The following is a 25,861-nucleotide window of genomic DNA, read 5'->3' on the forward strand; positions in this document are numbered from 1 at the left end:
TTACAGCGCGTCCAGCACCGTCTCCGGCGCGCGGCTTACCCGCGTCAATAGCGTCTGATAGTCTGCTGCGAATCGCGCCATCCGCGCGGCGCTGTAGAGCGTGGGGGCATAGGCGAACACCGCTTCGATGGCCGGCTGGCCCCCGGCATCAGTTGGCACCAGGTCCAGCGCAATCGCGAAACGCGCATCACTGGCATCGGCGTTCGATACCTTTCCGGTCAACGGCGCCCCCGTCCCGTCCATGCGTTCACCCAGCACCAGTGTGCGCGGCAGCGCATCGTGCAGCACCAACTTGATCTGCGTGAACGGATTCGCCAGCGGATGATCGGGCGGCATTGCGATGTCGGCGGCACGCCCATGCGACATGTTGTTCATGCCAGATGCCGCCGCAACACCAGCCGCGCCGTTCGCGCGATGGGTATCATCACCCGCGCGATCGGCACGATCGCTATCCAATGCCCTGGCGTCCTTGCGGGACGCCAGGGCATCACGACGCACATCGGCCACGACGCGATCGAACGGCACGGCGCCATGTGCCTGTGCCTGAAGGCTGTCGTGATGCACACTGCGCAGCAAGGTCGTGAACGGCTGCGCACCGTCGACTGTCGATCGAACGACAAGCGTATTGACGAAGAAGCCGATCGCTGTTTCCAACCGCGGATCGTCACGACCCGCCACCGGTACCGCGATGGTCAGATCACGATGACCGGCATCGCGATACAACAACGCATCGAGCGCCGCGAGGCAAACGGAAAAACGGGTCACGGCCTGCTTCCGGGCCAGATCATCTATCGCCCGCGTCAGCGCCGATGGCATCGCGAGCGTCAGGCGCGCCGCACCGAATAGGGCATCCGTGGCAACGTCGGCGCGGCTGTCTCCAGCGAGACCGTCCGAGGTTGCCTTGTCACATGAAGGGGAATGCACCGGTGCCGATATGTGATCGCCGTTGCCGGGTATATCCGGCGCCAACGGCCATACCGCGGGCACTGCTTGCAGGCGCCGACGCCAATAGTCGCGTTGCCGATCGTACTCGGCGCGTCCGGCCCCGCCAACCTGGGCCCGTTGCATCACGGCATAGTCGGGATAGCTGATGGGAAGCGGCGCCAGAGCCGCGTACATTGCAGGCGCACGCACCGCCTGCGCCCATTCGCGCAGCATCAAATCGATCGACCACCCATCCGTGACGATATGGTGTAGCACAAATTGCACAACGTGCCGCGTCGCGCCCAGCACATGATGGATGACACGCAACAATGGACCGGCATTCAGATCGAACGGTACACGCGCCGCATCGCGCAATGTCCCAGCAAGCGTCTCCGATACGCCAACCACCTCTCGCCAATCCCACGCTTGCGCCACGGCGTGCGGCGGCAGGATCTGCTGCAGCGGACAATCGTCCTCGTCCGTCACGAAACGGGTACGCAGGGCATCGTGCCGACGTATCACCGCTTCCACGGCGTCCTGTAATCCAGCAGTGGAAACGGCGCCGTCGATCGTCACGGTGGCGCTGACGTTATACGCGGAACTGTCCGGATCCATCTGCCATAACACCCACAATCGCTGCTGTTGCAACGAGAGAGGCGCCGTCTGCAGAGGCGGGGATGTCGCATCGTGTGATGACACCATCGCGCCGTGCCCCACCGCGGCGTGCGGCGTTTCAGGCGACACCGCTTGTCTCGCATCATGCTCGTTCGCTATTCCCTTTGTCGTTTCGATGTCCTCCACCGACCACGCATGGTCCAACGCCGCAGCAAGATCACGTAGTACAGGGTAGCGAAACAACATCCCGACCGGCACGGGCCGCTCCGTCACGGCACGCAGTCGCGCGGCGACGCGGGTCGCCAGCAAGGACCGGCCACCCATTGCAAAGAAATCACTGTCGGGTCGTAAAGCGGGTACCTCGCGCGCGTGCCGATTCTCGACCGTTGCTTGATCGTCGCGCGCGACGGCCGCGTCGACGGCGAGCGCATCTCCCTCATTGTCGCGTCCCAGGACGTCATGCCACACATCGGCAATAAGACGGGCCGTGGCGGACCATCCAGTTTCGCGTTCGCGCGGAGGCGGTGCTCCGGTGGACGACGCTCGTGCAACCGTCGTCGCACCAGTCGACGTCTGAGACGTGTCGGACGACGATGACGTGGCTGGCGGCGACCCACGCCGGTCGTAGACCGCGTAGGGCACCAAAGTGCCGTCGCGCCAGGCGGCATAACAAGCGCCACGCTGTAACTTGCCGCTCGAGGTGCGAGGCAAATCACCAGGTTCAAGCAGCAGTACGACATCGCTACGATATTGGTACGCTTCGCCGAGTGCGGCCGCGATGTCGCCTACGAGCGTGTCGATCGCGGCATGGCGCGCCTTGCCTCTAGGCACCTCGGCGGCAATGCCGATACCCTCGCTCGATTCCTCAAGGCCCGCATCGGACGCCTCCGGCATCGGCACGGGAAACACGGAGATACGGCCGCGCCTCAGACCCGGTACCCTGTCCGCCAGCAACGCCTCCAGATCCTGGGGATACACATTTTCACCACGCACGATCAAGATGTCCTTGCGCCGTCCGCATAGGAACACCTGACCGGCATCGACAAACCCGAGGTCGCCAGTACGCAACCAGCGCGCATCTGGTGCAAATGCCGGGCGGACAAAGGCCGCATCGGAGGCGGCCGGATTACGCCAATAGCCTTGCGCGATGCTCGGCCCGCTGCACCAGATTTCCCCCACTTCACCGTCCGGCACACGCTGCCCGTCATCGCCGACAATGGCCATCTCGTGATACGGGACGACGCTGCCGCAACCGACGATCGTCTTCGCCGCGCTGCCGCCCTCGCCCTGGGCAACACTCCCGTTTACCGACACCCCACGCGCAGGTGTCTCGCGCAACGCTTGCACGCTAAACCAGGCGGGCGATGCGCCGGTGCCTGCCACACCACCGCTGACGATCAACGTTGCCTCGGCCAGGCCGTAGCAGGGATAGAGCGATGTCGATGCAAAACCGTACGGCGCGAAATGCGTGGCGAAACCGTCCATCGTCGACTGTCTGATCGGCTCCGAACCACAAAACGCAAGACGCCAGCCGCGCAGATCGGGACCATCGATGCGCGAATCACCGCCGCCATCGATCGCGCGGTGTCGCATCCGGTCGATACACAATCGAAATGCGAAATCCGGGCCACCACTGACCGTGGCACGCTCCGCGGCAATGCCGCGCAGCCAACGCGACGGCCGTTCGAGAAAATGCGCGGGGGATATCAATGTCACCGGGAATCCATGCAGGATCGGCAACAGCAAACCGCCAATCAGTCCCATATCGTGATAAAGCGGCAGCCAGGAGAACATCCGATCCGCCTCGGTACACTGCCACGCATACGCGAGGGCGGCCACGTTCGCCAACAGGTTGGCGTGGCTGACCATCACACCCTTCGGCGATGCCGTCGAACCGGAGGTGTATTGCAAAAAGCAGATCGCATCGGGCATGGCATGCGTCGCAAGCGTGCCGGTCGACGGATTCACACTCGGGCCCGAGGAAGTGGCGTGGAGTGTGCCAGACGGTAATACCTCGAGTGCGACCGTCGCGAGCATTGCCAGATCGTCCCCTAACGGCGTGGCGTCCAGCAGCCCCGCACCCGAGAAAACGCTGTCACGAGAACCCTCGGTCGCATCTTGCGTGGCGTGCGCGGGAAGCATCACAATACGCGCATCGCAGTCCGCGACGATGCGGCGAAGCCGTTGCACATGCGCGCTCATGCGCATGTCCCGCCCCTCCGGCGGATAGGCCGGCACGGCGATCATGCGCGCATACTGGCAGGCGAAGAACGCTACCGCATAGCGGATGCCGCTCGGGAGCATCAGTACAACCCGTGCCCCCGGTTCAGCATGCCGCATGAGGAGCCGCGCGAGTTGGCGTGCCTCTCGTACCAACGCCGCATAGGTCAGCGTATGGACGACGCCCTCGTGGTCACCGTCCGCCAGGTAACGCAACGCCACGCGATGCGGATGGCGTGCCGCCTGCCCGTGCAGCGCCGTCAGCGCGTCCCGAATCGGGCCGATCTCTTGCGCGCCGGTCATCCCGCTGTCGGTTGCCGGCGGCTCGTCGCGGGTGGCCAGCGGCGGCACATTACCATACGCCGTATGTGGTGTAGCGCGGGCATCATCCTGCCCATCCTGTCGCATCTCTGCTTGTGATCCGCTGTCGAGATCGATCGTCGTCATCCATGTCTCCTCGATGCATTCGCGTGCATGCACGCCGCCCCCGCCAAGCACCTCATCGGTGACATGCGCATGGCGCAATCACTAAAAGGTCGTGGTGCGAGAACATGCCTTTGCATGTCACGCTTATCTCCGCTACCTGCTTAGTAGACCTATACAGTACTTTCTTGCGCATCCGGCGTACCGGATGGTTATTTCGCGTCAGTAAGCGAAGCTGATGGGTGGGCCGCCCGCCGGATGCGGCAGCGTGCCCATCCTGACGCCGTAAATCGTGCCCAGCATGTCCGCTTCCACCAGATCGACGGCCGGGCCTTTCGCGAGCAACGCACCACTTTTCAAGGCAATCAGATCATCACAGAAGCGCACCGCCATATTGATGTCGTGCAAAACCACGATTACGCCCAGGCCATTGCGTGTACTCAACGTCCGGACCAAATCCAGTACCTCGATCTGATGCCCGATATCAAGGGCGGAGATGGGCTCGTCCAGCAACAGGCAGTCGCTATCTTGCGCCACCAGCATGGCGATCCAGGCGCGTTGCCGTTCGCCGCCCGACAGCAGATCGACCTGACGATTGGCGTAGTCGTGCAGATCGGTCAATGTCAGTGCTTCGTCGACCTTCTCCCGATCCTGCTGCGTAAACCGTCCCAGCGCGCCATGCCAGGGATAGCGGCCCAGCGACACCAGTTCACGCACCGTCATCCCGTTCGCTGATGGCTGCTGCTGCGGCAGATAAGCCAGGCGACGCGCCAGTGCCCGGCTGGACCACTGCGACAGAGCACGGCCATCGAAACATACTTCGCCGGCACTCGGCGCATACTGGCGCGCCAGCAGTTTCAGCAGCGTCGATTTTCCCGATCCGTTGTGACCGATCAATCCACAAACACGCCCCTTTGGCACGGACAGGGTCAACGGCTGCAGTAACGTCCTATCCCGCACTCGAAACGTCGCCTCGGTCAACGTGAAAAGGGGCGCCGTCACGGACGACGCCACATCACGTGACAGCTGCGCCGCGGGTATCTCGATATCGATCTTATGCTGTGACAATGGCATTTCGGCATTCGCCTGCAAAAAAAGAGGGGAGTTCAATCGGCAACAACGGCCGCGACCGATGCGCGCCCCGTGGTATCCGCATTCGTGGCGGCAGCGCCCGAGACCAGTGCCTCGCCGTCACCGTGCTCGATCAACTGCCCGTATTCCAGTTTCAGGTAACGGTCTGCAAGCGGAAAGTACCGATCATCATGCGTAATCACCAACACTGCTTTTCCGCGTGCCCGCAACGCCGGTAGCAGTTGCCGATAGAACACGTCCTTGAACAGCGGGTCCTGGTCGGCCGCCCACTCATCGAAAACATAGAATGGTCGATCTTCGAGATACGCCACCAGCAACGCCAACCGTTTGCGTTGACCCTGTGAAAGATTCAATGTCGAAAACACCCCGTCGCGCACGTTGACCTTGTGATCCAGTTGCAGTTCGGAAAGCAATCGACTCACCTCATCATCCACCTTGCCCGCTGTCGCATCGAGACCCAGCAGATTGTCGAACAGGAAGAAGTCGCTGAACACCACGGAAAACAACTGACGATACGCTTCACGATGCTGCTCATCGATCACCTTCCCATCCACGACGATCCGTCCGTCCTCTGGCGCATAGAGTCCAACGAGCATCTTGGCGAGCGTTGTCTTGCCGCTGCCATTTCCGCCAATCAGATACACGATTTCGCCCGGCTTGAACGTCGCGTTTATCGGCCCCAAGGAGAATGTCCCGTTCTCTTTCTCCCGGAAATACCGGTGCGCAACGCCTTCCAGCACGATTTCGCCGAAGGATCCTGACACGCTATGGCTGACCGATGACGCAGAGCCGACAGGGACGTGACGCATGTGCGTCCGGTCCGTTTCCGGCGCCCCATCGTTGCCTGCATGCGTATCTGCACCAGGTTCCGGCAGCAGTTCGCCGTTGACCTGCTCGATGCGCTCGAGGGCCACCCGAGCGGCGCTGATCATCGGCATGGCCGATAGCACCGCCTCGATCGGCATGATCATATAGACAAACACGATCGCATAACCGGACATCACGTGAGCACTCGCGCCCAGATGTTGACCAAACACAAAGAGCGTCAGACCGATAAACGCGAACAAGATACAATTGCCCCAACTGTTCGCGGCCGCATACAGGACATAGCCGCGGGTGCGTTGTACCCTAACCGCCTCGACATTGGTCGCAAGCGTATCGTCGATAAACGCACGGCGGCGTGCACGATGCAACTTCAACTCCTTCGCGCCATCGAACAACGACCGGAAGTGCCTTACAAGATCGTCCTCCCGCTTACGCGAGGCGCGCAGATGAAACAAGGCTTTCGTATGCGCGATCCGATACCCCAGGGTACCAAGCACGATCGTCACCACCGCCACCGCAAAGATGCCCCACGACAGATAGGCGAGATACGCCAGGCAGCCGACGACCAATGCGCCCTGCGTGGCAAGCGCGGGCATGCCAATAAAAAAGCTGACGATCGTATCCAGATCCTGCGTCAGTACCGCCAGCGATTTTGCCGCGCCCTGGCGTTCGAGCGAGGCAAACGCCGCCTCGCCAATACGGCGGATCGTTCGCATCCGCAGCGACGCCTTCACCTGCTGCCCGAGACGCATGAACAAGGTTTGCGCCAAGGTCCGCGTTACCAGCACGATCAGGCCGACCACCAGAAACGACATGCCAAGATGCGAGAGCGACGACGCGTCCGCGGCCAGCGCCTGATTGATCAGCGCAAGCAAGCCAGCATTCCCGAGTCCGCCAATCAGGCTACACAGTAACGCCAACAACAACATTCCCCGGGACTGGCGGACCAGTTGCAACAAAATCGACATGGTGCTCCTTGCTAGGGCGGGCAGCGACGGCAGCGTCGCTTTGACCCGCCGTCATTTTTGCATCAAATTGCGATGCCAGCCTTCATGATTCACGGTTTTCTTATCACCCGCGGTGTGCGCAGTCACCGCGGCAGGCGCGCCATGTCCGTTATCGGCCCCGGCTGTCGACGCCTCGCCAGCGCCGGCGCGGCGAGCCGGTGCATTCGGTTTACCGCCCTCACGCGCTCCTTTGCGCCTGGATTGCTCAATGCGCGACAGGAAGGGACAACGGTCCGCAGACGGCGAATTGGCATCGGGCAGGAAATACTGCCGCCACTCGAGATTGCCGGGATCACCATAGAAACCCAGGTCCGGATGCGCGGTAACGTCGTCCCATGTTTCCAGACGTTTGCGGACCTGCTGCCTTGCCTCACGACCGATGACCTTGTTCGTGATGGTATCGACGAAAACGGCACGTGGCTGGAACAATAGCACCATGCCAGGTCCCAGGTTCCGGCTATGTCGCAGACGGAACGACGGACATGCACAGACAACGAACATCTGCAAGCCGGCATAGCCGAATTCCCATGCTTCGTCGGATGGCGGCGGCTGGTACGGCGCGTCCGGATCCTCGTCGACGTCATGCAAATGCTGCAATGTGCGCCAGAACAGATCATGGTAGCTCTCATGCGGCAACGGCAGCGCGTCGGGTTCGAAGAAAATGGCGATATTGAATTTGCGAAAACGAGGCATCGCGGATAGCGCCGCAAACGTACGCATCGTCTTCACCATCGTCTCATAACGCTTGCCTCGAACGAACCCGTAGAACATCTCGCCGCGTTTCTCCGCCATCGTGCCGAAGAAACAGGGATACGCCGGGTCCATCACCTGGTCGCGCAGCGTCTGATAGGACGACGAGAGCCATGCGGGAGGATCCGTCTCGGTGCCCATCCGCTCGCCGTCGATCAGGCGGCTAGTCCATTGTTGCGGGTCGATCGTATCAATCGGCAAGCGCCCTGCCAGATCATCGAGGAGGCTGGCAAATGGCTTCGGATTGGTGTCCATGCCATTCACCCGATGGCCCGGGCCGTCGACCGCGGCGACGCCGGCGGCTGTGTGCGCCCGTCACCGGGCGATACCACGTCCGGCGCGTCGAGCTCCGCGACCAGTGCCGCCACCCAATCGTCGGGAATGATCGGTTGGTGATACGTGCATTCCGCGGACGTGACGGTGGAACCATGCAGTCGGCCGTCCGGGATCAACACCTTGTCACCAGGATGCATTGCCAACTGCATGCCCAGATTGCCCCAAAACAGCATATCTCCCGATTCGATCGTCACCAGCCGATGGTCATTGTGGACATGCGTCGTCGAACACATCTCCAGCGGCTCGACGAACGTTTCACGATCGATCCCAGGACATTCGACCTCGATACGCTCACTGATGCGGTGCGCGAATGCAACATAACGCGGGATCGCCGACAGCCAGCGAAGTTGCTCACCAAGGTCCCAGCGACCGCGCTCGGACAGATGTTCACGAGCGTGAAAGCCCGATACGATCTGGTCAAAGGCCGCATCGCCGTAACGATCTTCACATCGTCGCAGCGTGCGGCTGAAACGGGTGTCGAGATCAGACCGTGCCTGCAAGAACGCCTGGTCGACGGTCCCGGCGCGGCCCGCTGGCACGAGATGCGGACAGGCTCGTTGCAATGCCGCACCGAACGCAAGCCATTCGGCCTCCGCGGCGAAGGCGGCCCCCGTCAACGCAAAGGCCCGATCCGGGCGACGGGCAAGAGCGTATAGCAGGTTGGTCTTTGCAAGGCTGGTGGGCAGATAGAACTGCCAGTAGGCGTGCGGCTTGCCAGTAACGTCGACGGCTTGCGCAACCCGCTCCGCGACCGCACCGATCGACAACGGATCGGCATCCGCCGTCAAGCCGTGCAGCCTGGGCCACTCGCTTGCCAAAAGCATATCGAAAAAACCGCTTCCCGCTGCCCGGGACAATGCCCGACGCTGTGACTGCGCCAGCGCCCAGCGCTGAATCATGATGAAGCGTAATCCCTCCTGCAAGTAGTCATGCCGAAGCAGGCGAGCGAAGGTCTTATCCCAAAAATCACGTTCTTCGTCGACGATCCGCGACAATGCCTCCGTGGCCAGCAACACGGAATCGGTTGATCTGTTCTGTGCGCCATTCACGGGCCCTGAGCGCAGATAAGAGAATGCGTAAGACTCGAGGAACGGTGCGATGCGCGCACCCAAGCTACGATTGCGTTCGTCGTAAAAAGCCGTAAAGGTCTCCCACGCGGCAGCGTCGGCCGCGCGGGGTGGGCGCATTACATCCAACTCGTAGATCGACAGCAGCGTGCGATGGGAAGCAAGCGAAGGCAGGCGACTGACATTGTCGTGCCTTACCGGCTTGCGGAATTTCAGAAATTCGAAATCCTCGGGTCGCAAGGCCCGACGGTGAAAATCGTCCGCCAACACCAGTTCGTCCACCGTCGCGCTGCGGAAAGGTGGTGCGGCGGCAAACGTCCGAATCAATTCAAGATAGTCATCGCTGCTCCCCTCGTACGTTGCAAAGTTAAACAAAGACGAGGAGGCACCGCCCACATCGACATTGACTTTATCGTGCGAAGAAAGATTACCTATCTCTTCCATTTCGTTGTCCTATATTTATTCATTGTTACCGCCTAAATAAATGACTGATCAATCTTTACGCGCCAGACGCCCCGCTCATAGCGACTACGACACGGCGTTTGCCACTAAACGGCGCCCGCCCATGCGAGGCGAGAAGATTGTCCAGCACCAGCAAATCGCCTTCACGCCACGTAAACGACAACATTGTTTCCTGATATACCGCTCGGATCTCGTCAAGAATGGCGTCGTCGATCGGGGTGCCGTCGCCAAAGCAGGTGTTTCGCGGCAACCTGTCCGGCTCGACCGCCTCCAACAGCGCTTCCCGGAGCGGCACAGGCAGGTTTGTCAAATGAAACAAATGTGCTTGATTGAACCAGACGGGCGCGTGCGTTACCGGATGCCGCCAGACCGCCTGGCAGATTTGGCGGGTACGTAGTGCTTCACCGTCGTCAAGCCATTCGTAATCGATACGATTCGCGGTGCAGTAGGCTGCCACCACGTCACGATCGGATGTCCCGAATACCTGCTCCCACGGCACGTCGAGCCCGTTACCATAATTACGCAGATACATCACGCCTTCTCGTTCGAAACGGTCAAGCACAGTCTGCGGCAGACGCGCACGCAGTCGGGTGTAAACAGTCCTGCTGTCTGCGATTGGGGTCGCGCCGCCTTCCGTTGCCGGGATATCGCAATAGAACCAGATGCGCTTCGGCCATTGCAATGTGTACGACTGCTCATTGTGCTGGTCGATCCATTGCGTCGCCGGATATTCGGTCGATGAATAAACCCGCCCCTCAACCTGGCTGCGAGGCGTTGAACCAAACGTGTAGTCTTGCAGGGCATCGCCAAACGCGCTGGCGAATGCATCGAGCCCGCTGACCTGTAACGGTGCAAATCCTCGCAGCAAAACCGCGCCATCACGCAGCAGTGCCTGTGGGAGATGCGTACGCAACGCGTCGAGGCAGCATGCCAGAGGCACCTGTTCCGATACGTCCGGTGACCAGATCGCCATAGTCGTGCCGTTTGCCTGCATCCGGGTTTCGACGACTCGCACACCGTCCGTGTGAAACACGTCACGGATCACATCATCGGTCAGCCTGTCCATGCCACTCTCCCTGTCACGCCTCACGATTGTCCGGTGCACCATGCATCGATCATGAAAATTCCCATGCGCACCGCGGCGGTTCTCCACGCGTGCACTATCCATTGCTGCGTCCGCGCAATCATCAGCATGGATGCGCCGCGCATCCTTCCAGCTCCAGCGCGATGGCGACCATGACATCTTCCGCCGCGGATTCGACAAAAAAATGACCGCCGTCAAAACGCCGTATGCCAAATCGTCCGGTTGTGCCGCACGACCAGGATCGCACTGCTTCATCATTGCCGGTGGCAGGATCATCACGTCCAACAAACACCGTCAAAGGACAATCGAGTGGCGCCAGCCGGGCGGCGTCGTGAGGTGTCGCGTCATACTCACCATCCGTCGTGCTGCTTTCATGCATGCCGCATGATGCACGCCACCGTGCCCGAAACCAGGCGGGATGAACGCCACAGAGATGAAAGTCCGCACGCAGCACAGGCATCAGCATATCGATAAATGCGGGATCATCGAGCAATGCTGGCGGCGTTCCGCCGCGCGTGCGCAGACGACTCACCATCTCGGACGCCGACGCCACCAGCCAGCCATCCTCTTCCTCCCGTAACGCCGGCCAGACGGTTCCCGATGCACCAAACCAGACTGCCTGACGCCCACGTCTCTGCCGCAGTCGCTGTAACCACTCGAAGCCGATCAACGCACCCATGCTGTGACCAAATACGGCAACGGGAGCGTCCGATTCAGCAACGTCCGCCAACGTGTGATCGAGATGATCGAGCACCGCCGGCCACGTCTCGAGTGGCGTGAATGCCCGCATCGCACCGCGCCCCGGCAGCGTTACCGCTCGAACCGTTACCCACGAAGGCAGCCGTGCCGCCCAGCTTCGGAACAGTGCACCGTTTCCGCCGGCATGCGCAAAGCAGACCAACGTCAACGTCATTGTCGCGACACGGTCGAGTCAGGCGCCGCTTGCTCGGCCATAGCCTTCCGCAAGCTCAGCGGCCGCATATCAGTCCACACCTCATCGATCCACTGGAGACATTCAGCCTTGTCGCCAGCCTTTCCAGCCGCACGCCAACCTGCCGGCATCGCCTTGTAATCCGGCCAGATGGAGTACTGCTCTTCATCGTTTATTACGACCTGGAACCGCGTATTGTCATCACCCCAACTCATTGCACACCCCCTTGAACACGATGAGCCATTGCCTGCACCTTTATGAGATAAGTACGCTTTTTGTTCACCGCCGACACGTTTATTCCACCCGACATAGCCGCGCAAGCAGCGCCGTATCGCTGTGACGCATAATGAGAATCATTTTCGTTACCAACGCACAATACCGGTAGGTCAACTTTGCTGTCAAGTGAAGTTGCACACATCAACGTCGCCTCGGGCCACGCGATCTCGCAGGTGCGGAATGCAGAAACACATCTATCTGACAAAGATATTTCACCTTGCACATCAGTCGCGCCATACGATGGCGAATGTGTAACTTTAAATAGTCCTATACCGATACGTCCGCTTCAGAGGTAAACGCGATGCAGCCCATATACGTCGGGATATCGGAGAACCAGCAATAGCGCAGATCGCATGCGCCAGCCAGTTGATGCGTCGCTTGCACAACGCGACGCGACGCTCGCCCGTCGGCAAGATCGAGCGTCAATCCTTGCAGTCCTCCCGTAATACCTACGCCAAGGGTTTTCAGCAGCGCTTCCTTTGCTGTCCAACATTGAAAGAAGCGCTCGCGTTGCCACGCGGCAGACTTCGCCGGCGAGCACAGCACGGAACGCTCTTGCTGCGTGCACACGAGGTCGACCAATGATCGCCAGTCCAACGCCGGATCACACCATTCGACATCAATACCAACCTGCCGTGCGTCCGACATCGCAATCAGGGCATATCCCCCCGAATGCGACACGTTGAAAGAGAGCCTGTTCTCACTATCACATAGTGCAAGTCGACCATGCATGCCAACGTGCAGTCGGACGTCACCCGCCTTGATCCCGAGGCGACTGCCAAGCAAGGCGCGCAACGTGCCCCGTGCAACGACGAAGCGTGTACGATCCACGGCCTGATGATAGGCCGCCGCCCGCGCGCGTTCAGACGCGGTAAGCATGCCGTCGTCTAATGCGGCGTCCGGCGGCGGCATTGCGACGCACCATATCGTCACATCCGCTGGCCACCGCCCGGCGGCATCCAATTGCATGGCATGCTCAATCATCCTGCATTCCTTCACCTACCCTCATTGTTGCGGCCCAAAGAAGGCATGAACGAAGGATAAAACATCGAGTGGCGTAACGCAAATAAATGAGAATCATTTGCATAAGTCGATTTTACCTCGCGTATAAGCGCTGTGCTCAGAACCAAGCGTCATTCCCGGTATTTGAGATAACCTGGGTAGCTGGTCGCAACATCGGTTCCGCCCCTCGATGGCGGCATTTTTTTTGTACAGGAAACGCATGGCCACTGAATCTCCCACCGCTATCTTCCTGGCGCTTGGCGCGAATGCGCTGATCGCCCTCAGCAAGTTCGCGGCAGCCGCGTTCACCGGGTCTGGTGCAATGCTAGCGGAAGCGATCCATTCCTTGGCGGACTGTGCCAATCAGTTACTGCTGTTGGTCGGGATGCGCCATGCGAAGGAACCATCGTCCGAGCTTCACCCGCTTGGCAACGGCCGAGTCAGCTACTTCTATTCGATGATCGTGGCGCTGATGCTGTTTTTCATCGGCGGGGTATTCTCCGCCTATGAAGGGGTACATCGGCTCGCGCATCACGAGCCCCTCTCCTACCCCTATGTCGCAATCGCCGTGTTGCTGGTGTCCCTAGTCCTCGAAGGGATATCGCTAAGCGGGGCGTTAAAGCAGATCCGCAGGCGAAATCCGACGAAATCGATATGGCGCTGGTTTCGTGAGACGCGGCAGTCGGAATTACTGGTGGTGACGGGGGAGGACACCGCAGCCTTGCTAGGTCTTGCTATCGCGTTTATCGCCATTGTCGCGTCCACGCTCACGGGAAACCCGGTCTACGACGCATGGGCTTCCATCGGCGTCGGCCTGGTATTGATGCTGGTTGCCGGACTCGTGCTGCGTGAAGTGCAGTCGATGATCATCGGCGAGTCCGCGGCACCGGAGACGCGGCGTGAAATACAGGCGTTCTTGACAGCACGACCGGAGATCCGCAACCTCATCAGTCTTATTACATTGCAATGGGGCCAACACATCATCGTTGCGGTGCAAGCCGAGATGATTGATTATCCAAGCGGTCGTGCGCAGGTCGACGCGATCAACCTGATTGAAACAGCACTACAACAGCGTTTTCCGGCTGCGCGCTGGGTGTTCTTCGAACCTGACGTGGCATCGGCGGCAGATCAGCATGCTGCCATGCCCACACGATCGCCATAGCACGGTTCAGCGGATGGCCATATCGAAATAACAGTGCGGCATACGCGACCTTTCAATCCCGCGACGCGTGTCAAAGAAGCAAACACCCGAGCAAACCTGCGCCAATCGCCGGGAGTTCATGCACCAAGCAACCACTTAGACGCCATTGGTCGCCTCCGTCTTTGAGATCTGTTTATAGTTTGGCGTGCCATCCGGCGAATCGGGGCCTTGCTTCACATGATTGCGCGCGCCACACATCGGGCAGCGGAAGAGCAGCCCTTGGCCCTCGTTATGAATATCGACATCGGACAGCCGCCAGTCCGCGCCGCAGGATTGATTAATACAAGTAAACATGATCGATATGATAAGCAGTCAGAAGACTGCATCATATAGTAATCGATCGCAAGGTTTTCTTAAAACGTGTCCAACACAATGCGCCGGGCCCTCTGCCCGTTTTGAATAGCAGCCTGAATGGCGTCTGAAAAGACGGCTGGCATCGTGCCAAATAGAAAGGAGACAGCACTGTTGATGCATCAAGTCTGAGACTGCGCAAGCCCGTTGCCATTGTAGGAGCCAGACTGGTCGGCGCCGGTTGGGCTATTCGACAAGACCGTTCGTGACGGTCTGGGCTGGCGGTGGTCTTTCATGGGACCTTTCGAGACAATCGACTTGAATACACCCGGCGGAGTAGCGTGTTACGCGTGACGCCCCGGTTCCCGGCGGCGAACGTGCTCGCCGGAAGGGCGAGTACGAGAATACCGGTACAGCACAAGACCGCGCCTAACGCATAGGTGCCGTTATTGAGATTGCCGGTCAGTTCGCGCATGACGTTCACGATCATCGAACCGGCAATGCCAGAAAGACTGCCGAAGGAATTGATCATCGCGATCCCTGCGGCGGCGGCGGTACCGGTGAGCAAACTGCCGGGATAGGTCCACACCACCGGCGTCAAACCAAGAATACCTGCCGCGGCCACACTGAGAAAAAAGATCGCCAGCGGTAAATTGTCCTGGAACGCCGCGCTGAGCATCAGACCGGCCGCACCCGTGAAGGCGGGGATGGCGGCATGCCATCGGCGCTCCCCCGTCTTGCTCGAATGCCAGGTATTGAACAACATGGACGCCGCCGCGGCCACGAACGGGATCGCCGTCAGCAAGCCGATCGACCGTGTATCCGTTACACCACCCACATGAATGATGGACGGCAACCAGAACGACAGACCGTAGAAGCCGGTTGCGTAACTGAAAACAATGCCGGCAACCATCCAGACGCGATAGTCACGCACCGCGGCACCAAAGTGCACAATCTTCGTCACGCGCTCGGCGACCAAATTTGCCTCCAGGCGCGACTTCTCCTCCGGCGTCAGCCACCTGGCTTTCGAGATATGATCCGAAAGTCCGAAATACACCACAAAAGCCAGCACGATCGGCGGCGTTCCCTCGATCGCCAGCATCCACTGCCACCCGTTGTAACCAAACCATCCTTGCGTTTGATACATCAGCCACCCTGACAGTGGACCGCCAAACACAAGGCTCAAGGGCAAGGCAAGCAACAGACCGGAGGTGACCTTGGTTTGTCGATTTGAAGGAAACCAGTAGTTGATATACAGCAACATTCCGGGATAGAAGCCTGCCTCACAGCACCCTAGCAGGAATCGCATGACATAGAACATCGTCGCGTTGCCGATGCCAAAAACGTGCGCGAGCTCGGCGGTAAACAGCGTACCAACGGAAACAACACCCCAACTGAACATGATCCGGGCGATCCATAACCTTGCCCCCACGCGATGCATGACGATATTGCTGGGAATCTCGAGTGCGATGTAGCCAACGAAAAACACGCTTGCACCCAATGCGAACGCGGCATCGCTTATTTGAAGGCCGCCGAGCATCTGCAATTTGGCAAAACCGATGTTCACCCGATCCAAAAACGAAATCGCGTGGCATAGGAAGAGAATCGGTGCAATCCGCCAGAGCACCTTCCTATATAGCTTGTCGTCCACATCGGCATCGACGGGCGGACGTTCATCACCACCCGGTTCATTGCTTATCATCCGTCCTCTCCCTGCCGCGCTTTGGCGATTCAAGGCTATTTTAAATTGTTTCTCTTGCAAATCCTGCACGTCAGTCACCGTATTTCGGGACAGTCAAACCCCGGTTCTCGGCATCGCTCAAAAGAGCGTCGTAGCCATGCTTCGAGAATTGCGGGTGGCACGCCACGCCGATATTGAACGGGCTTTGCGCAAAACCATGCCCCAGTATCGCTGGTCATACTGAGTGGCCTGAGTTCGTCCAGCATTTCCTCGCCCTGGTTCTTCTTTAACGAGAACGAGCGTATCGCAAGCCTGCGAACGCCGCGCACACCTGTCGTACGCCATAAAATCATTTTTTTCAGTGACTTAGCAATAACCGCCATGATGTTCAAGGGTATTTTCCAGGATCGGATCAGGCACATTCGTGTAGCGCCGCCTCCCGGTCATGCCCTTGCCTCTGTCCCCATGAGATGAATCATGACCGGGATCGCCTTCCTGCTGGCGAGGACCGCTTCTTGCTGCACCTGTTACGACCTTCGTCGTGAAGCAAGACTGGAGAAAACATATGAATACCCGTTTGACTGGTAAAAAAGTGCTGTTGATCACCTCAAACGCTGGCGTCGAACGCGATGAACTACTGGAGCCGTTGAAAGCGCTGGCCGCGGACGGCGGCACGATCATCCACGCATCGATCGATGGCGGAGCAGTGCAGACGGTCCTGCATGATACGGAAAAGGACGCCGTCGTCCAGTCCACCGTCAAACTCGCCAACGTTTCCGCAAAAGATTTCGACGTACTGGTCGTGCCAGGCGGTACAGTCAATGCGGACCAGCTTCGCGTGAACGAAGCCGCGCAACATTTGGTACAGGCCTTCGTCAAGGCATCGAAACCCATTGCCGCGATATGCCATGGCCCATGGGTGCTCGTCGATGCAGGCGTCGTGAAGGGGAAGACACTGACGTCCTATCAGAGCGTCAAGACCGATCTGTTGAATGCGGGTGCGCTAGACTGGGTGGATAAAAACGTCATGCGGTGTCCTGCAAACGGCTGGACATTGATTACGTCACGGAATCCCCATGACCTGGATGCATTCTCTGGCGCGATTGCTGAGGAACTCGCCGCCTAATGGAAAAACGAGATGGCATGTCCCGCGAGTTCACATCGCCGGACATGCCTGCATGACTATCGTTGCACGCCCATCAGCCGATATCCCACACCGGTTTCCGTGACCAGGTGCGCGGGCTGCGCTGGTTCACGCTCGAGCTTTTGCCGGAGGTTGCCCATATACACTCGCAGGTACTGCGTGTCCTGCTGGTGTGCGGGCCCCCACACATCCGTCAATAACTGACGGTGTGTCATGACGCGACCGGCATTGCGGATCAGACAAGACAGGAGCCGGAATTCGACCGGCGTAAGACGTACATGCTCATCGCCAAGCATGACGGTGCGCGCGTCCAGATCGACTTTGACATCACCAAACCGAATCTCCGATGAACTTCCCTCGCCAATAACGTGGCCGCGATTGGTTCGCCACAACAACGCATGAATGCGCGCAATCAGCTCGCCTGTCCCAAAAGGCTTTGTAAGGTAATCATCGGCCCCTGCTTCGAAACCCGCGACTTTTTCCGCTTCATGACTGCGCGCGGACAAGATGATCAGCGGCATATCGCTCCATGCACGCACCTTGCGGATAACCTCCAGGCCATCCATATCCGGCAAGCCAAGGTCGATGATCAAAAGATCCGGCTTGCGTGTCTGGGCCGCGACAATCCCTTCCTTGCCGGTGACTGCTTCGTACACGGTGATACCCCGATTTTCCAACTCGGTCCGAACGAAACGCCGAATCTGCTTTTCATCCTCTATCAGTACTACCGACACGGCCAGCTTACTCATGCTCTCCATCCCCTCGTTTCGCATCTGCGGCGATCAAACGTCCGGAGCATTCCTCATCACGCATGTCGTCCTCCCCCATTTCCTCGATAGCCGGCGGCTGCACGTCCGCCGGCAATGTCAGCGAGAAGCTTGCGCCGATGCGTTCGCCCGTAGCACTTATCCGGTTGCGTGCCTGCATCTGGCCTCCGTGTGCTTCGACGATCGCGCGGCAGATTGCCAGTCCTAATCCGACCCCGCGCGTTGCCGACTCCTTGACGCCTCGCGTGAATTTATCAAATATCTTGCCCTCGGTGCCAGGCACGAGACCCGGACCGATATCGTTCACCGCCACCTTGACGAAGCGGCGCGCACCATCATGCACCACCGTCCCGACGATACCAATCGTCGTACCCGGCGTTGCGTACTTGCAGACATTCTCAAAAAGGTTGACGAACACACGCTCCATCAGCACCGCATCGAGTCGAATCATCGGCACATCGGGCGCGATGGTCACCGTCACGGGACGACCATCCAATATTCTGCGGCACAACGCAAGCGCCGCGCCCACCGCTTCCTCCAACATCAGCCATTGCAAATCCAGCTTTACGCCCCCTTGCAACCTGGCCATATCCAAAAGATTACTGACCAGGCTGACCATGTGCTGCGCTTCGCCGTGAATCGTATTCGCCAGATCGATCCCCTGGTCATTGCGGGATGACGTCGATTCGCGAAGCTGTGCCGCCAACGTGGCGGCCAAACCAAGGATCGCCGTCAACGGTGTGCGAAGATCATGAGAAATGGTCGCCAACAAGGAATTCCGCAGTCGCTCCGATTCCATGGATACCAGGGCGTCCTGCGCGATCTCCACGTAGTGCACGCGCTCCAATGCCAGCGCTATCTGAGAGGCAAACGTTTCCAGCAACCGGTTCTGTTCGGGAGAAGCCCATTGCGTGTTCCGGTTACTGACCAACGCCATTACACCGCGCGTGCGCATCGGCGCCTTTAGCGGCAAATAGTAGGCCGTGCTGGCGGGCAGTGTATTCGTGCCGGCGCCGGCAGGCTGCTGCCGATCGTATACCCATTGCGCGACATCGATCGCAAGCGATTCCTCCGGTAATGCCGTCATCGGGTCCGGATGATCGATTTTTTGCCGGACCTGGTCTTCACTATCAGGAAGGAGGACCGCCACACGCGCGCCGAATACCTCGTGGGTATGACGCGTCGCAATCTCGATAATCTGGCCTTCCGTCAGCGCCGCCCCCAGTTCCTTGACCATCGCATACATCGCCGCCGTGCGGCGCTCTCGCGCGGACGCGGCACGCGCCTGTCGGCGCAGACTCGACGTCAAATGACTGATCGTCAAAGAAGTCGTCAGCATCACGACAAAGGTCAGTAAATACTGTGTATCGGCGATTGCAAAAGAAAAGCGCGGATCGACACAAAAGAAATCAAACAGGAAGACGCTGAGGAAGGACAAATAGGCGCCCGGCCCCCGACCTAGCTTTACTGCCGCAAAGACAACGCCGAGCAAATACAGCATCACCAGATTGGACAAGTTTGCCTGCGATAGCGACAAAGTCACGACGGCCGTGATCGCTGCCGCGATGATCGTCGCAATCACGTAGGCCGACAATGGCGAGCGGGGGTCTCCTGACGACTCGCCACGTCGCAGCAATGGTCGCCTCGCGCGCTTATCCGCATGCCGAACGTCGGATGAGGGTGCGATCAACGTCAGCTCGACCTGTGGGGCGGCCTGCGCGAGGCAGGCGGCGAAAGGCGGTTGCAATAACGCGCGCAAGCGGCCGCGAGATGATTTACCCACCAACACTTTTGAGACATTGCGCATCAATGCGTAAGCAGCCAATGATTCAGCCGCATTAGCACCATCAAGCACAACCGTTTCGGCACCCAACTCACCTGCCAGCTTCAGCGCCTCGAAAGTCGGCTTGCGCTCGACGTCGGCAAGCCGATGCAAGCGCGGTGTGTCGACGTACACCGCCAGCCAATCGGCCTTGAGGCTGCTTGCCAGTCTCGATGCGGTTCGTACCATGGCAGCACTGTCCGGACCAGGACCCACGCACACGATCAATCGTTCTCGCGCCCGCCATAACCGTTCAATAGATTGGTCGGCGCGGTACTCGCGCATTTGCGCGTCCACACGGTCAGCCGTCCGGCGCAATGCCAATTCCCGCAACGCAATGAGATTGCCTTTTCGAAAGAAGTTCTCGATGGCTCGCTCGGCCTGCGCCGGCATGTAGACCTTGCCGTCGCGCAAGCGCTCCAACAACTCCTCGGGTGGCAAGTCCACCAGCGTCACTTCGTCCGCCAGATCGAAGATCCTGTCCGGCACGGTTTCCCAGACACGTATCCCGGTGATCTGGCCAACGATATCGTTCAATGTTTCCAGGTGCTGGACATTGACAGTCGTGTAGACGTCAATTCCCGCATCCAGCAATTCCTGAACGTCCTGCCAACGTTTCGCATGGCGCGCGCCGGCGACATTGGAATGTGCCAACTCATCGATCAGGATCAGGGCTGGGCGTCGCGCGAGGGCAGCATCCAGGTCGAATTCCGCGAGGCGCCGACCCCGCTGTTCGAAGTACGCCGCCGGCAAGACCTCCAATCCGGACAATAAGGCAATGGTCTCGCGTCTTCCGTGCGTCTCGACGACACCGGCCACGACGTCGAGCCCTTCATCGGCCAGACGATGCGCCGCCTGAAGCATGGCGTAGGTCTTTCCAACGCCGGCCGAAGCCCCAAAAAAAATCTTCAGTTTGCCACGCTGCTGTCGGGCTTCGTCGCGTTGGATGCGACTCAACAATTCGTCTGGATCAGGCCTTTCTGTCACGATGCGGATTGCGAGATGGATGGCGCCTGGGCCGGATTGGGCGCCGCATTGCTAGGATCAGCGTGACTGCCCGGCAATGCATCGTCCAGGGCCAGGTTCAAAAGCAGCACATTGACCCGGGGTTCGCCGAACACGCCCCACTGCCGATCGACGGTATATTGCTTGATTTTCGCACGAATTGCATCCACGGGAACGCCTCGTGCCCTGGCAACGCGATCGGCCTGATAATCGGCCGCGGCAGGGCTGATTTCCGGGTCCAACCCACTGGCCGAGGAGGTGACGAGGTCGACCGGAATCAGTGCCGCGTTCGTCGGGTCGGCATCGCGCAAGGCGGCAATCCGCCCTTTTACCTCGTCGATCAACGCAGGATTCGTCGGTCCGAGATTGGATCCGGACGATGCCGCGGCATTATAGGGATTCGGAACCGTAGCGGAAAGGCGGCCCCAAAAGTATCGCGGCGCATCGAATTGCTGCCCGATCAGCGCGGACCCCACCGGTTTGCCATCATGATAAACAAGGCTGCCGTTGGCCTCTTTCGGGAACACGCCTTGTGCGATACCAGTCACCACGGCGGGATACACAACCCCTGTGACAACCGTGAAAGCAACAAGCAAAACGAGCGATGGGCGAAGAACGTTGTTCATCTGGAATGCTATCTCAGTTCATGAGTGACTGACGTGACGCGATGGAAAGCCGCCCGCCGATAAATAACAAGTACGTTTCAAGCCCAACCGCACGCAGTCAAAAGCATGTCCACGAGCTTGATGCACGGAAACGGCAAGAGCAGCCCTCCCAGACCATAGATCAGCAGATTGCGCCGCAGCAGCGCTGCTGCCCCAAGTGCGCGATATCGCACACCGCGTAATGCCAATGGAATCAGAAACACGATAATCAGGGCGTTGAAGATCACTGCCGACAGAATTGCCGACGATGGCGAACTGAGATGCATGACATCGAGGACCCGCAATTGGGGATACGTAGTCGCAAACGCCGCTGGAATGATGGCAAAATACTTGGCGACGTCATTGGCAATCGAAAAGGTTGTCAGCGCGCCGCGCGTCATCAACATCTGCTTGCCGATTTCGACGATTTCAATCAGTTTTGTCGGGTTCGAGTCCAGATCGACCATATTCCCCGACTCCTTCGCGGCCTGCGTCCCGGTATTCATCGCCACCGCGACATCGGCCTGGGCAAGTGCCGGGGCATCATTTGTGCCGTCGCCTGTCATGGCGACCAGTCGGCCTTCCGCTTGATGCGATCGGATCATGGCCAGCTTGGCTTCCGGCGTGGCTTCGGCCAGAAAGTCATCGACTCCCGCTTCGGCGGCAATCGCCCCGGCGGTCAACCGATTGTCCCCGGTGATCATGACCGTCTTGATGCCCATCTTGCGCAATTCCGCAAAACGCTCTTTGATCCCCCCTTTCACGATATCCTTGAGTTCGACAACGCCGACGACTCCAGCAGGCGCGTCGCCGTCGAGGCGACGTTGCGCCACAACAAGCGGGGTACTGCCACGACGTGATACGTCGTCCACCGCATGTTGCACCGCGGCAGGGAAGTCACCCCCGCTTTCCTCTACATACCGTCGAATGGCTGTTGCCGCGCCCTTTCGCAATGCACGGTCTGGAAGATCCACACCGCTCATCCTCGTCTGCGCACTGAACGGAATAAAGGTTGCCTGCAAGGCAGCCATATCACGCTCGCGTAAATTGAAGCGCTGCTTTGCCAATACGACAATGCTGCGCCCTTCAGGCGTCTCGTCCGCCAGCGACGCAAGTTGCGCGCCATCGGCAAGTTCGGCTTCCGTCCGATTCGGCGCGGGAACGAAAGCCGACGCCTGACGGTTGCCCAACGTAATCGTTCCCGTCTTGTCCAGCAACAACACATCGACATCGCCCGCCGCTTCAACCGCACGACCTGATGTGGCAATCACGTTGGCCTGCAGCATGCGACTCATGCCGGCCACGCCGATCGCGGACATCAAGCCTCCGATGGTCGTTGGAATCAAACACACCAGCAACGCGACCAAGGCCGTAATCGACACGACATGTCCCGCTTTCATGACGGAAACCGAGAATATCGAGAATGGCAACAGCGTGGCGGTAGCGAATAACAAGACCAGGGTCAACGCCACCAACAGAATGGTCAGCGCGATCTCGTTTGGTGTTTTTTGCCGTTTGGCTCCCTCGACCATCGCGATCATGCGGTCCAGAAACGCTTCGCCTGGATTGACACTCACCCGCGCAACGATCCAGTCCGACAATACTCGGGTGCCGCCTGTAACGGCGGTGAAATCGCCCCCTGACTCACGAATCACCGGCGCCGACTCGCCAGTGATGGCGGATTCGTCGACGGCGGCAACCCCATCGATTACTTCGCCATCCGCGGGAATGGTATCGCCCGCCTGGATGACCACAAGATCACCCTTGCGCAAAGAAGATGCATTGATCAACTCGAACGCGTCATGACGTGCTGGATCGACGAGCTTCTTCGCCAATACATCGCGCTTAGCTTCTCGAAGCGATGCGGCCTGCGCTTTCGAACGCCCCTCGGCAAGGGCTTCGGCAAAATTCGCGAAAAGCACGGTGAACCATAGCCACAGTGCGATGGCGAGGATAAAACCCGCCGAATCGGATGATGCGGGACGTCCCACCAACGCCGCGATCCACAGGACAGTCGTCAAAACGCTACCCACGTAGACGCAAAACATGACCGGGTTGCGCAGTTGTGTGCGGGGCGAAAGTTTCTTGAACGCGTCAATGCAAGCGGGCTTCAACAACGCCGGATCAAACATCGAGCGGGAGGCGGAGCGCGACGTAGGCGACAAGGCCGAAGGCGTCTGCGTTGGCGCCTTATTCAACGGAGAATTCATGACGTTATCTTTAAAGGGAAGCGCTTAGTGGGGGGCGAGCATGATCAACTGCTCAACTACGGGTCCAAGCGCGAGCGCAGGAACGTAGGTCAGCGCACCAACCAACACGATCGTGCCCAATATCAGCACCACAAATAACGGCCCGTGCGTCGGCAAGGTACCTGCGGTTTGTGCAAGTCGCTTCTTCGCGGCCAGCGCGCCAGCCATTGCGAGCACCGGTATGATCCAGACAAAGCGCCCCAGCCACATGGCGATGCCGAGCAATACGTTGTAAAACGGCGTGTTCACCGTCAGCCCGGCAAATGCGCTGCCATTGTTGTTCGATGCGGACGTGAAGGCATAGAGAATTTCAGAGAAGCCATGCGGTCCTGGATTGAGGATGCCGGCAACGCCCGCATCGGCCAGGACCGCGATGGACGTGCCGACCAGTACCAGAAACGGGGTAAGCAATACGGTGATCGCCACCATTTTCATTTCATATGACTCGATCTTCTTTCCGAGATATTCCGGCGTGCGCCCGATCATCAGGCCAGCAACGAACACGGCAAGGACCGCGAAGATGATCATGCTGTAAAGGCCCGCCCCTACTCCCCCGAAGATCATTTCGCCCAATTGCATCAACAGCATGGGAACCAGGCCGCCAATGGGTGTCAACGAATCATGCGTGGCATCGGTGGCACCGGCGGATGCGGCCGTGGTCGCGACGGTAAATATGCCCGTCTGCGCAATGCCGAAGCGCGTTTCCTTACCCTCGGCATTACCTCCGGACTGCATTGCCGTGGCAGCCTGATCCACATGCAACGCAGCAAAGGCAGGATTACCAGCCTGCTCCGACGTCAGCTCGACCCCCACGGCCAACACGAATGCAATCGTCATAGCGGCGAGCAAAGCGCGTCCTTGTCGCTTGTCACCTACCATACGACCAAATGTCACGCACAACGCCGCAGGTATCAACAGCATCACGAGCACCTGCATGAAATTGCTCAGCGGCGTGGGGTTCTCGAATGGATGTGCGGAGTTGGCATTGAAAAAACCGCCGCCGTTCGTGCCCAGCATTTTGATCGCTTCCTGCGATGCCACCGGACCTAACGCCAAGGTTTGCTTGTCGGCTGTCCCGTCAACCATGACCGGCTCGCCTTTTGCATTTTTAACGGGGCTACCCGCTGCGTCGAGCTTAGGCGTTTGGTACGTCGTGGTTTGTAAGGTGGCCACGTCGCGATAGGGCGAAAACGTTTGAATAACGCCCTGCCCGGTGAGAAAGACCGCGAATACGATAGCGATCGGCGCAAGGATATACAACGTGATGCGCGTCAGGTCTACCCAGAAATTGCCGATCGTGCTTGTCGTATGGCGTGCGAAGCCGCGGATCAGCGCGATTGCAACGGCAATCCCGGTGGCCGCCGACAGGAAATTCTGCACGGTAAGACCCACCATTTGCGCAAAATAGCCCAGCGTGCTTTCGCCGCCGTATTCCTGCCAGTTCGTATTGGTGACAAAGCTGATCGCCGTATTGAATGCCGCATCCGGCGTCATATTGGCCATGCCCTGCGGATTGAGCGGAAGCCATTGTTGTAATCGCAGGATCGCATACAACAGCAAGGTGCCGGCACCGCTGAATACCAGCAGGCAGAGTGCGTACCGCTTCCACGACATCTCGCTGCCGGGGTCGACGCCGGCGAGCTTGTATAACAATCGCTCGACCGGTCGTCCGATGCGCCGCACGACGAATGACGATCCATCCATGACGGACGCGATATAACGTCCTACTGGGAAGGCCAACACCAATAGCAACACGATGAGCACGGTTGCCTGGCCCAGATTATTGGCATTCATTCCAGATCCTCCGCCCGGATAAGCGCGTACACCAGGTACACAAAAAGCAGCACCGATGCGGCGCCGGCCGTCCACACACTCCAGGCGCTCATGGGCGGCCTCCGGGCGGGCGATGCAAGCGGGTACACCCTTGGATCAGCACCGCGCAGAGCGCGCACAAGCCGAGCATGCCGGCCAGATAGACAACGTCCATTTGATTCCTTCCTCATGGGGATTGGGTCAAGACGAAGACTATCTAAAGGGCCATAA

General features: G+C 59.2%; 19 protein-coding genes. 2 read left to right on the forward strand and 17 right to left on the reverse strand.

Going from position 1 to position 25,861, the window contains the following annotated elements:
- The 9 genes from SJQ66_RS09170 to SJQ66_RS09210 all read right to left on the reverse strand — a co-directional run bounded on the left by SJQ66_RS09170 (nt 1) and on the right by SJQ66_RS09210 (nt 12,996).
- The gene (locus tag SJQ66_RS09170) at nt 1-4,206 is read right to left on the reverse strand and encodes an AMP-binding protein (RefSeq protein ID WP_320533968.1); all 4,206 of its coding nucleotides are present in this window, start codon (nt 4,204-4,206) and stop codon (nt 1-3) included.
- A gap of 198 nt (nt 4,207-4,404) precedes the next feature.
- Nucleotides 4,405-5,256: an ATP-binding cassette domain-containing protein gene (locus SJQ66_RS09175; protein WP_024903973.1), complete on the reverse strand. Its 852-nt coding sequence runs from the start codon at nt 5,254-5,256 to the stop codon at nt 4,405-4,407.
- Between the two features lie 32 nt (nt 5,257-5,288).
- On the reverse strand, nt 5,289-7,067 hold the full coding sequence (locus SJQ66_RS09180) for a cyclic peptide export ABC transporter (protein ID WP_320533969.1): 1,779 nt from the start codon (nt 7,065-7,067) through the stop codon (nt 5,289-5,291).
- Between the two features lie 51 nt (nt 7,068-7,118).
- A complete protein-coding gene (locus tag SJQ66_RS09185) occupies nt 7,119-8,111 on the reverse strand; it encodes a YqcI/YcgG family protein (protein WP_081764978.1) in 993 nt (330 codons plus the stop codon).
- 5 nt (nt 8,112-8,116) lie between these two features.
- Nucleotides 8,117-9,703 carry a cupin domain-containing protein gene (locus SJQ66_RS09190; RefSeq protein WP_046152779.1) on the reverse strand — a complete coding sequence of 529 codons (1,587 nt, stop codon included), beginning with the start codon at nt 9,701-9,703 and terminating at the stop codon, nt 8,117-8,119.
- Nucleotides 9,704-9,758: 55 nt separating this feature from the next.
- Nucleotides 9,759-10,787: a TauD/TfdA family dioxygenase gene (locus SJQ66_RS09195; RefSeq protein WP_051504497.1), complete on the reverse strand. Its 1,029-nt coding sequence runs from the start codon at nt 10,785-10,787 to the stop codon at nt 9,759-9,761.
- Nucleotides 10,788-10,908: 121 nt separating this feature from the next.
- The gene (locus SJQ66_RS09200) at nt 10,909-11,718 is read right to left on the reverse strand and encodes a thioesterase II family protein (RefSeq protein ID WP_024903968.1); all 810 of its coding nucleotides are present in this window, start codon (nt 11,716-11,718) and stop codon (nt 10,909-10,911) included.
- Entirely contained in the window at nt 11,715-11,951 is a 237-nt protein-coding gene (locus SJQ66_RS09205; RefSeq protein WP_320533970.1) for an MbtH family protein, read from the reverse strand. The genes SJQ66_RS09200 and SJQ66_RS09205 overlap by 4 nt, the downstream gene beginning before the upstream one ends.
- A gap of 328 nt (nt 11,952-12,279) precedes the next feature.
- Nucleotides 12,280-12,996, reverse strand: coding sequence for a 4'-phosphopantetheinyl transferase family protein (locus SJQ66_RS09210; RefSeq protein ID WP_024903966.1), 717 nt, complete (start codon nt 12,994-12,996; stop codon nt 12,280-12,282).
- A gap of 238 nt (nt 12,997-13,234) precedes the next feature.
- Between SJQ66_RS09210 and SJQ66_RS09215 the strand changes: the two genes are divergently transcribed.
- Entirely contained in the window at nt 13,235-14,176 is a 942-nt protein-coding gene (locus SJQ66_RS09215; RefSeq protein ID WP_320533971.1) for a cation diffusion facilitator family transporter, read from the forward strand.
- 135 nt (nt 14,177-14,311) lie between these two features.
- Here SJQ66_RS09215 and SJQ66_RS09220 read toward each other — a convergent pair whose 3' ends face one another.
- Both SJQ66_RS09220 and SJQ66_RS09225 read right to left on the reverse strand, forming a co-directional pair.
- Entirely contained in the window at nt 14,312-14,509 is a 198-nt protein-coding gene (locus SJQ66_RS09220) for a hypothetical protein (protein WP_024903964.1), read from the reverse strand.
- A gap of 289 nt (nt 14,510-14,798) precedes the next feature.
- Nucleotides 14,799-16,208 carry an MFS transporter gene (locus tag SJQ66_RS09225; RefSeq protein WP_024903963.1) on the reverse strand — a complete coding sequence of 470 codons (1,410 nt, stop codon included), beginning with the start codon at nt 16,206-16,208 and terminating at the stop codon, nt 14,799-14,801.
- A 544-nt stretch (nt 16,209-16,752) separates the two neighbouring features.
- Here SJQ66_RS09225 and SJQ66_RS09230 point away from each other — a divergent pair.
- Entirely contained in the window at nt 16,753-17,313 is a 561-nt protein-coding gene (locus tag SJQ66_RS09230) for a DJ-1/PfpI/YhbO family deglycase/protease (RefSeq protein ID WP_024903962.1), read from the forward strand.
- A gap of 56 nt (nt 17,314-17,369) precedes the next feature.
- Here the strand turns inward: SJQ66_RS09230 and SJQ66_RS09235 are convergent, their stop codons facing one another.
- The 6 genes from SJQ66_RS09235 to kdpF all read right to left on the reverse strand — a co-directional run bounded on the left by SJQ66_RS09235 (nt 17,370) and on the right by kdpF (nt 25,704).
- Complete coding sequence (locus SJQ66_RS09235; RefSeq protein ID WP_024903961.1) at nt 17,370-18,080, reverse strand: response regulator; 711 nt, start codon at nt 18,078-18,080, stop codon at nt 17,370-17,372.
- On the reverse strand, nt 18,073-20,907 hold the full coding sequence (locus SJQ66_RS09240) for a DUF4118 domain-containing protein (protein ID WP_024903960.1): 2,835 nt from the start codon (nt 20,905-20,907) through the stop codon (nt 18,073-18,075). The genes SJQ66_RS09235 and SJQ66_RS09240 overlap by 8 nt, the downstream gene beginning before the upstream one ends.
- Nucleotides 20,904-21,551 (reverse strand): potassium-transporting ATPase subunit KdpC, encoded by a 648-nt coding sequence (kdpC, locus tag SJQ66_RS09245; protein ID WP_024903959.1) that lies wholly within the window; start codon nt 21,549-21,551, stop codon nt 20,904-20,906. The genes SJQ66_RS09240 and kdpC overlap by 4 nt, the downstream gene beginning before the upstream one ends.
- Before the next feature lie 77 nt (nt 21,552-21,628).
- Nucleotides 21,629-23,701 (reverse strand): potassium-transporting ATPase subunit KdpB, encoded by a 2,073-nt coding sequence (gene kdpB / locus SJQ66_RS09250; RefSeq protein ID WP_320534183.1) that lies wholly within the window; start codon nt 23,699-23,701, stop codon nt 21,629-21,631.
- 102 nt (nt 23,702-23,803) lie between these two features.
- Nucleotides 23,804-25,612 (reverse strand): potassium-transporting ATPase subunit KdpA, encoded by a 1,809-nt coding sequence (gene kdpA / locus SJQ66_RS09255; protein ID WP_024903957.1) that lies wholly within the window; start codon nt 25,610-25,612, stop codon nt 23,804-23,806.
- A complete protein-coding gene (kdpF, locus tag SJQ66_RS09260) occupies nt 25,609-25,704 on the reverse strand; it encodes a K(+)-transporting ATPase subunit F (RefSeq protein WP_024903956.1) in 96 nt (31 codons plus the stop codon). The genes kdpA and kdpF overlap by 4 nt, the downstream gene beginning before the upstream one ends.
- Nucleotides 25,705-25,861: the final 157 nt, after the last annotated feature.

Origin of the sequence: Robbsia andropogonis (genome assembly GCF_034047095.1) — a bacterium.
Lineage (GTDB): Bacteria > Pseudomonadota > Gammaproteobacteria > Burkholderiales > Burkholderiaceae > Robbsia > Robbsia andropogonis.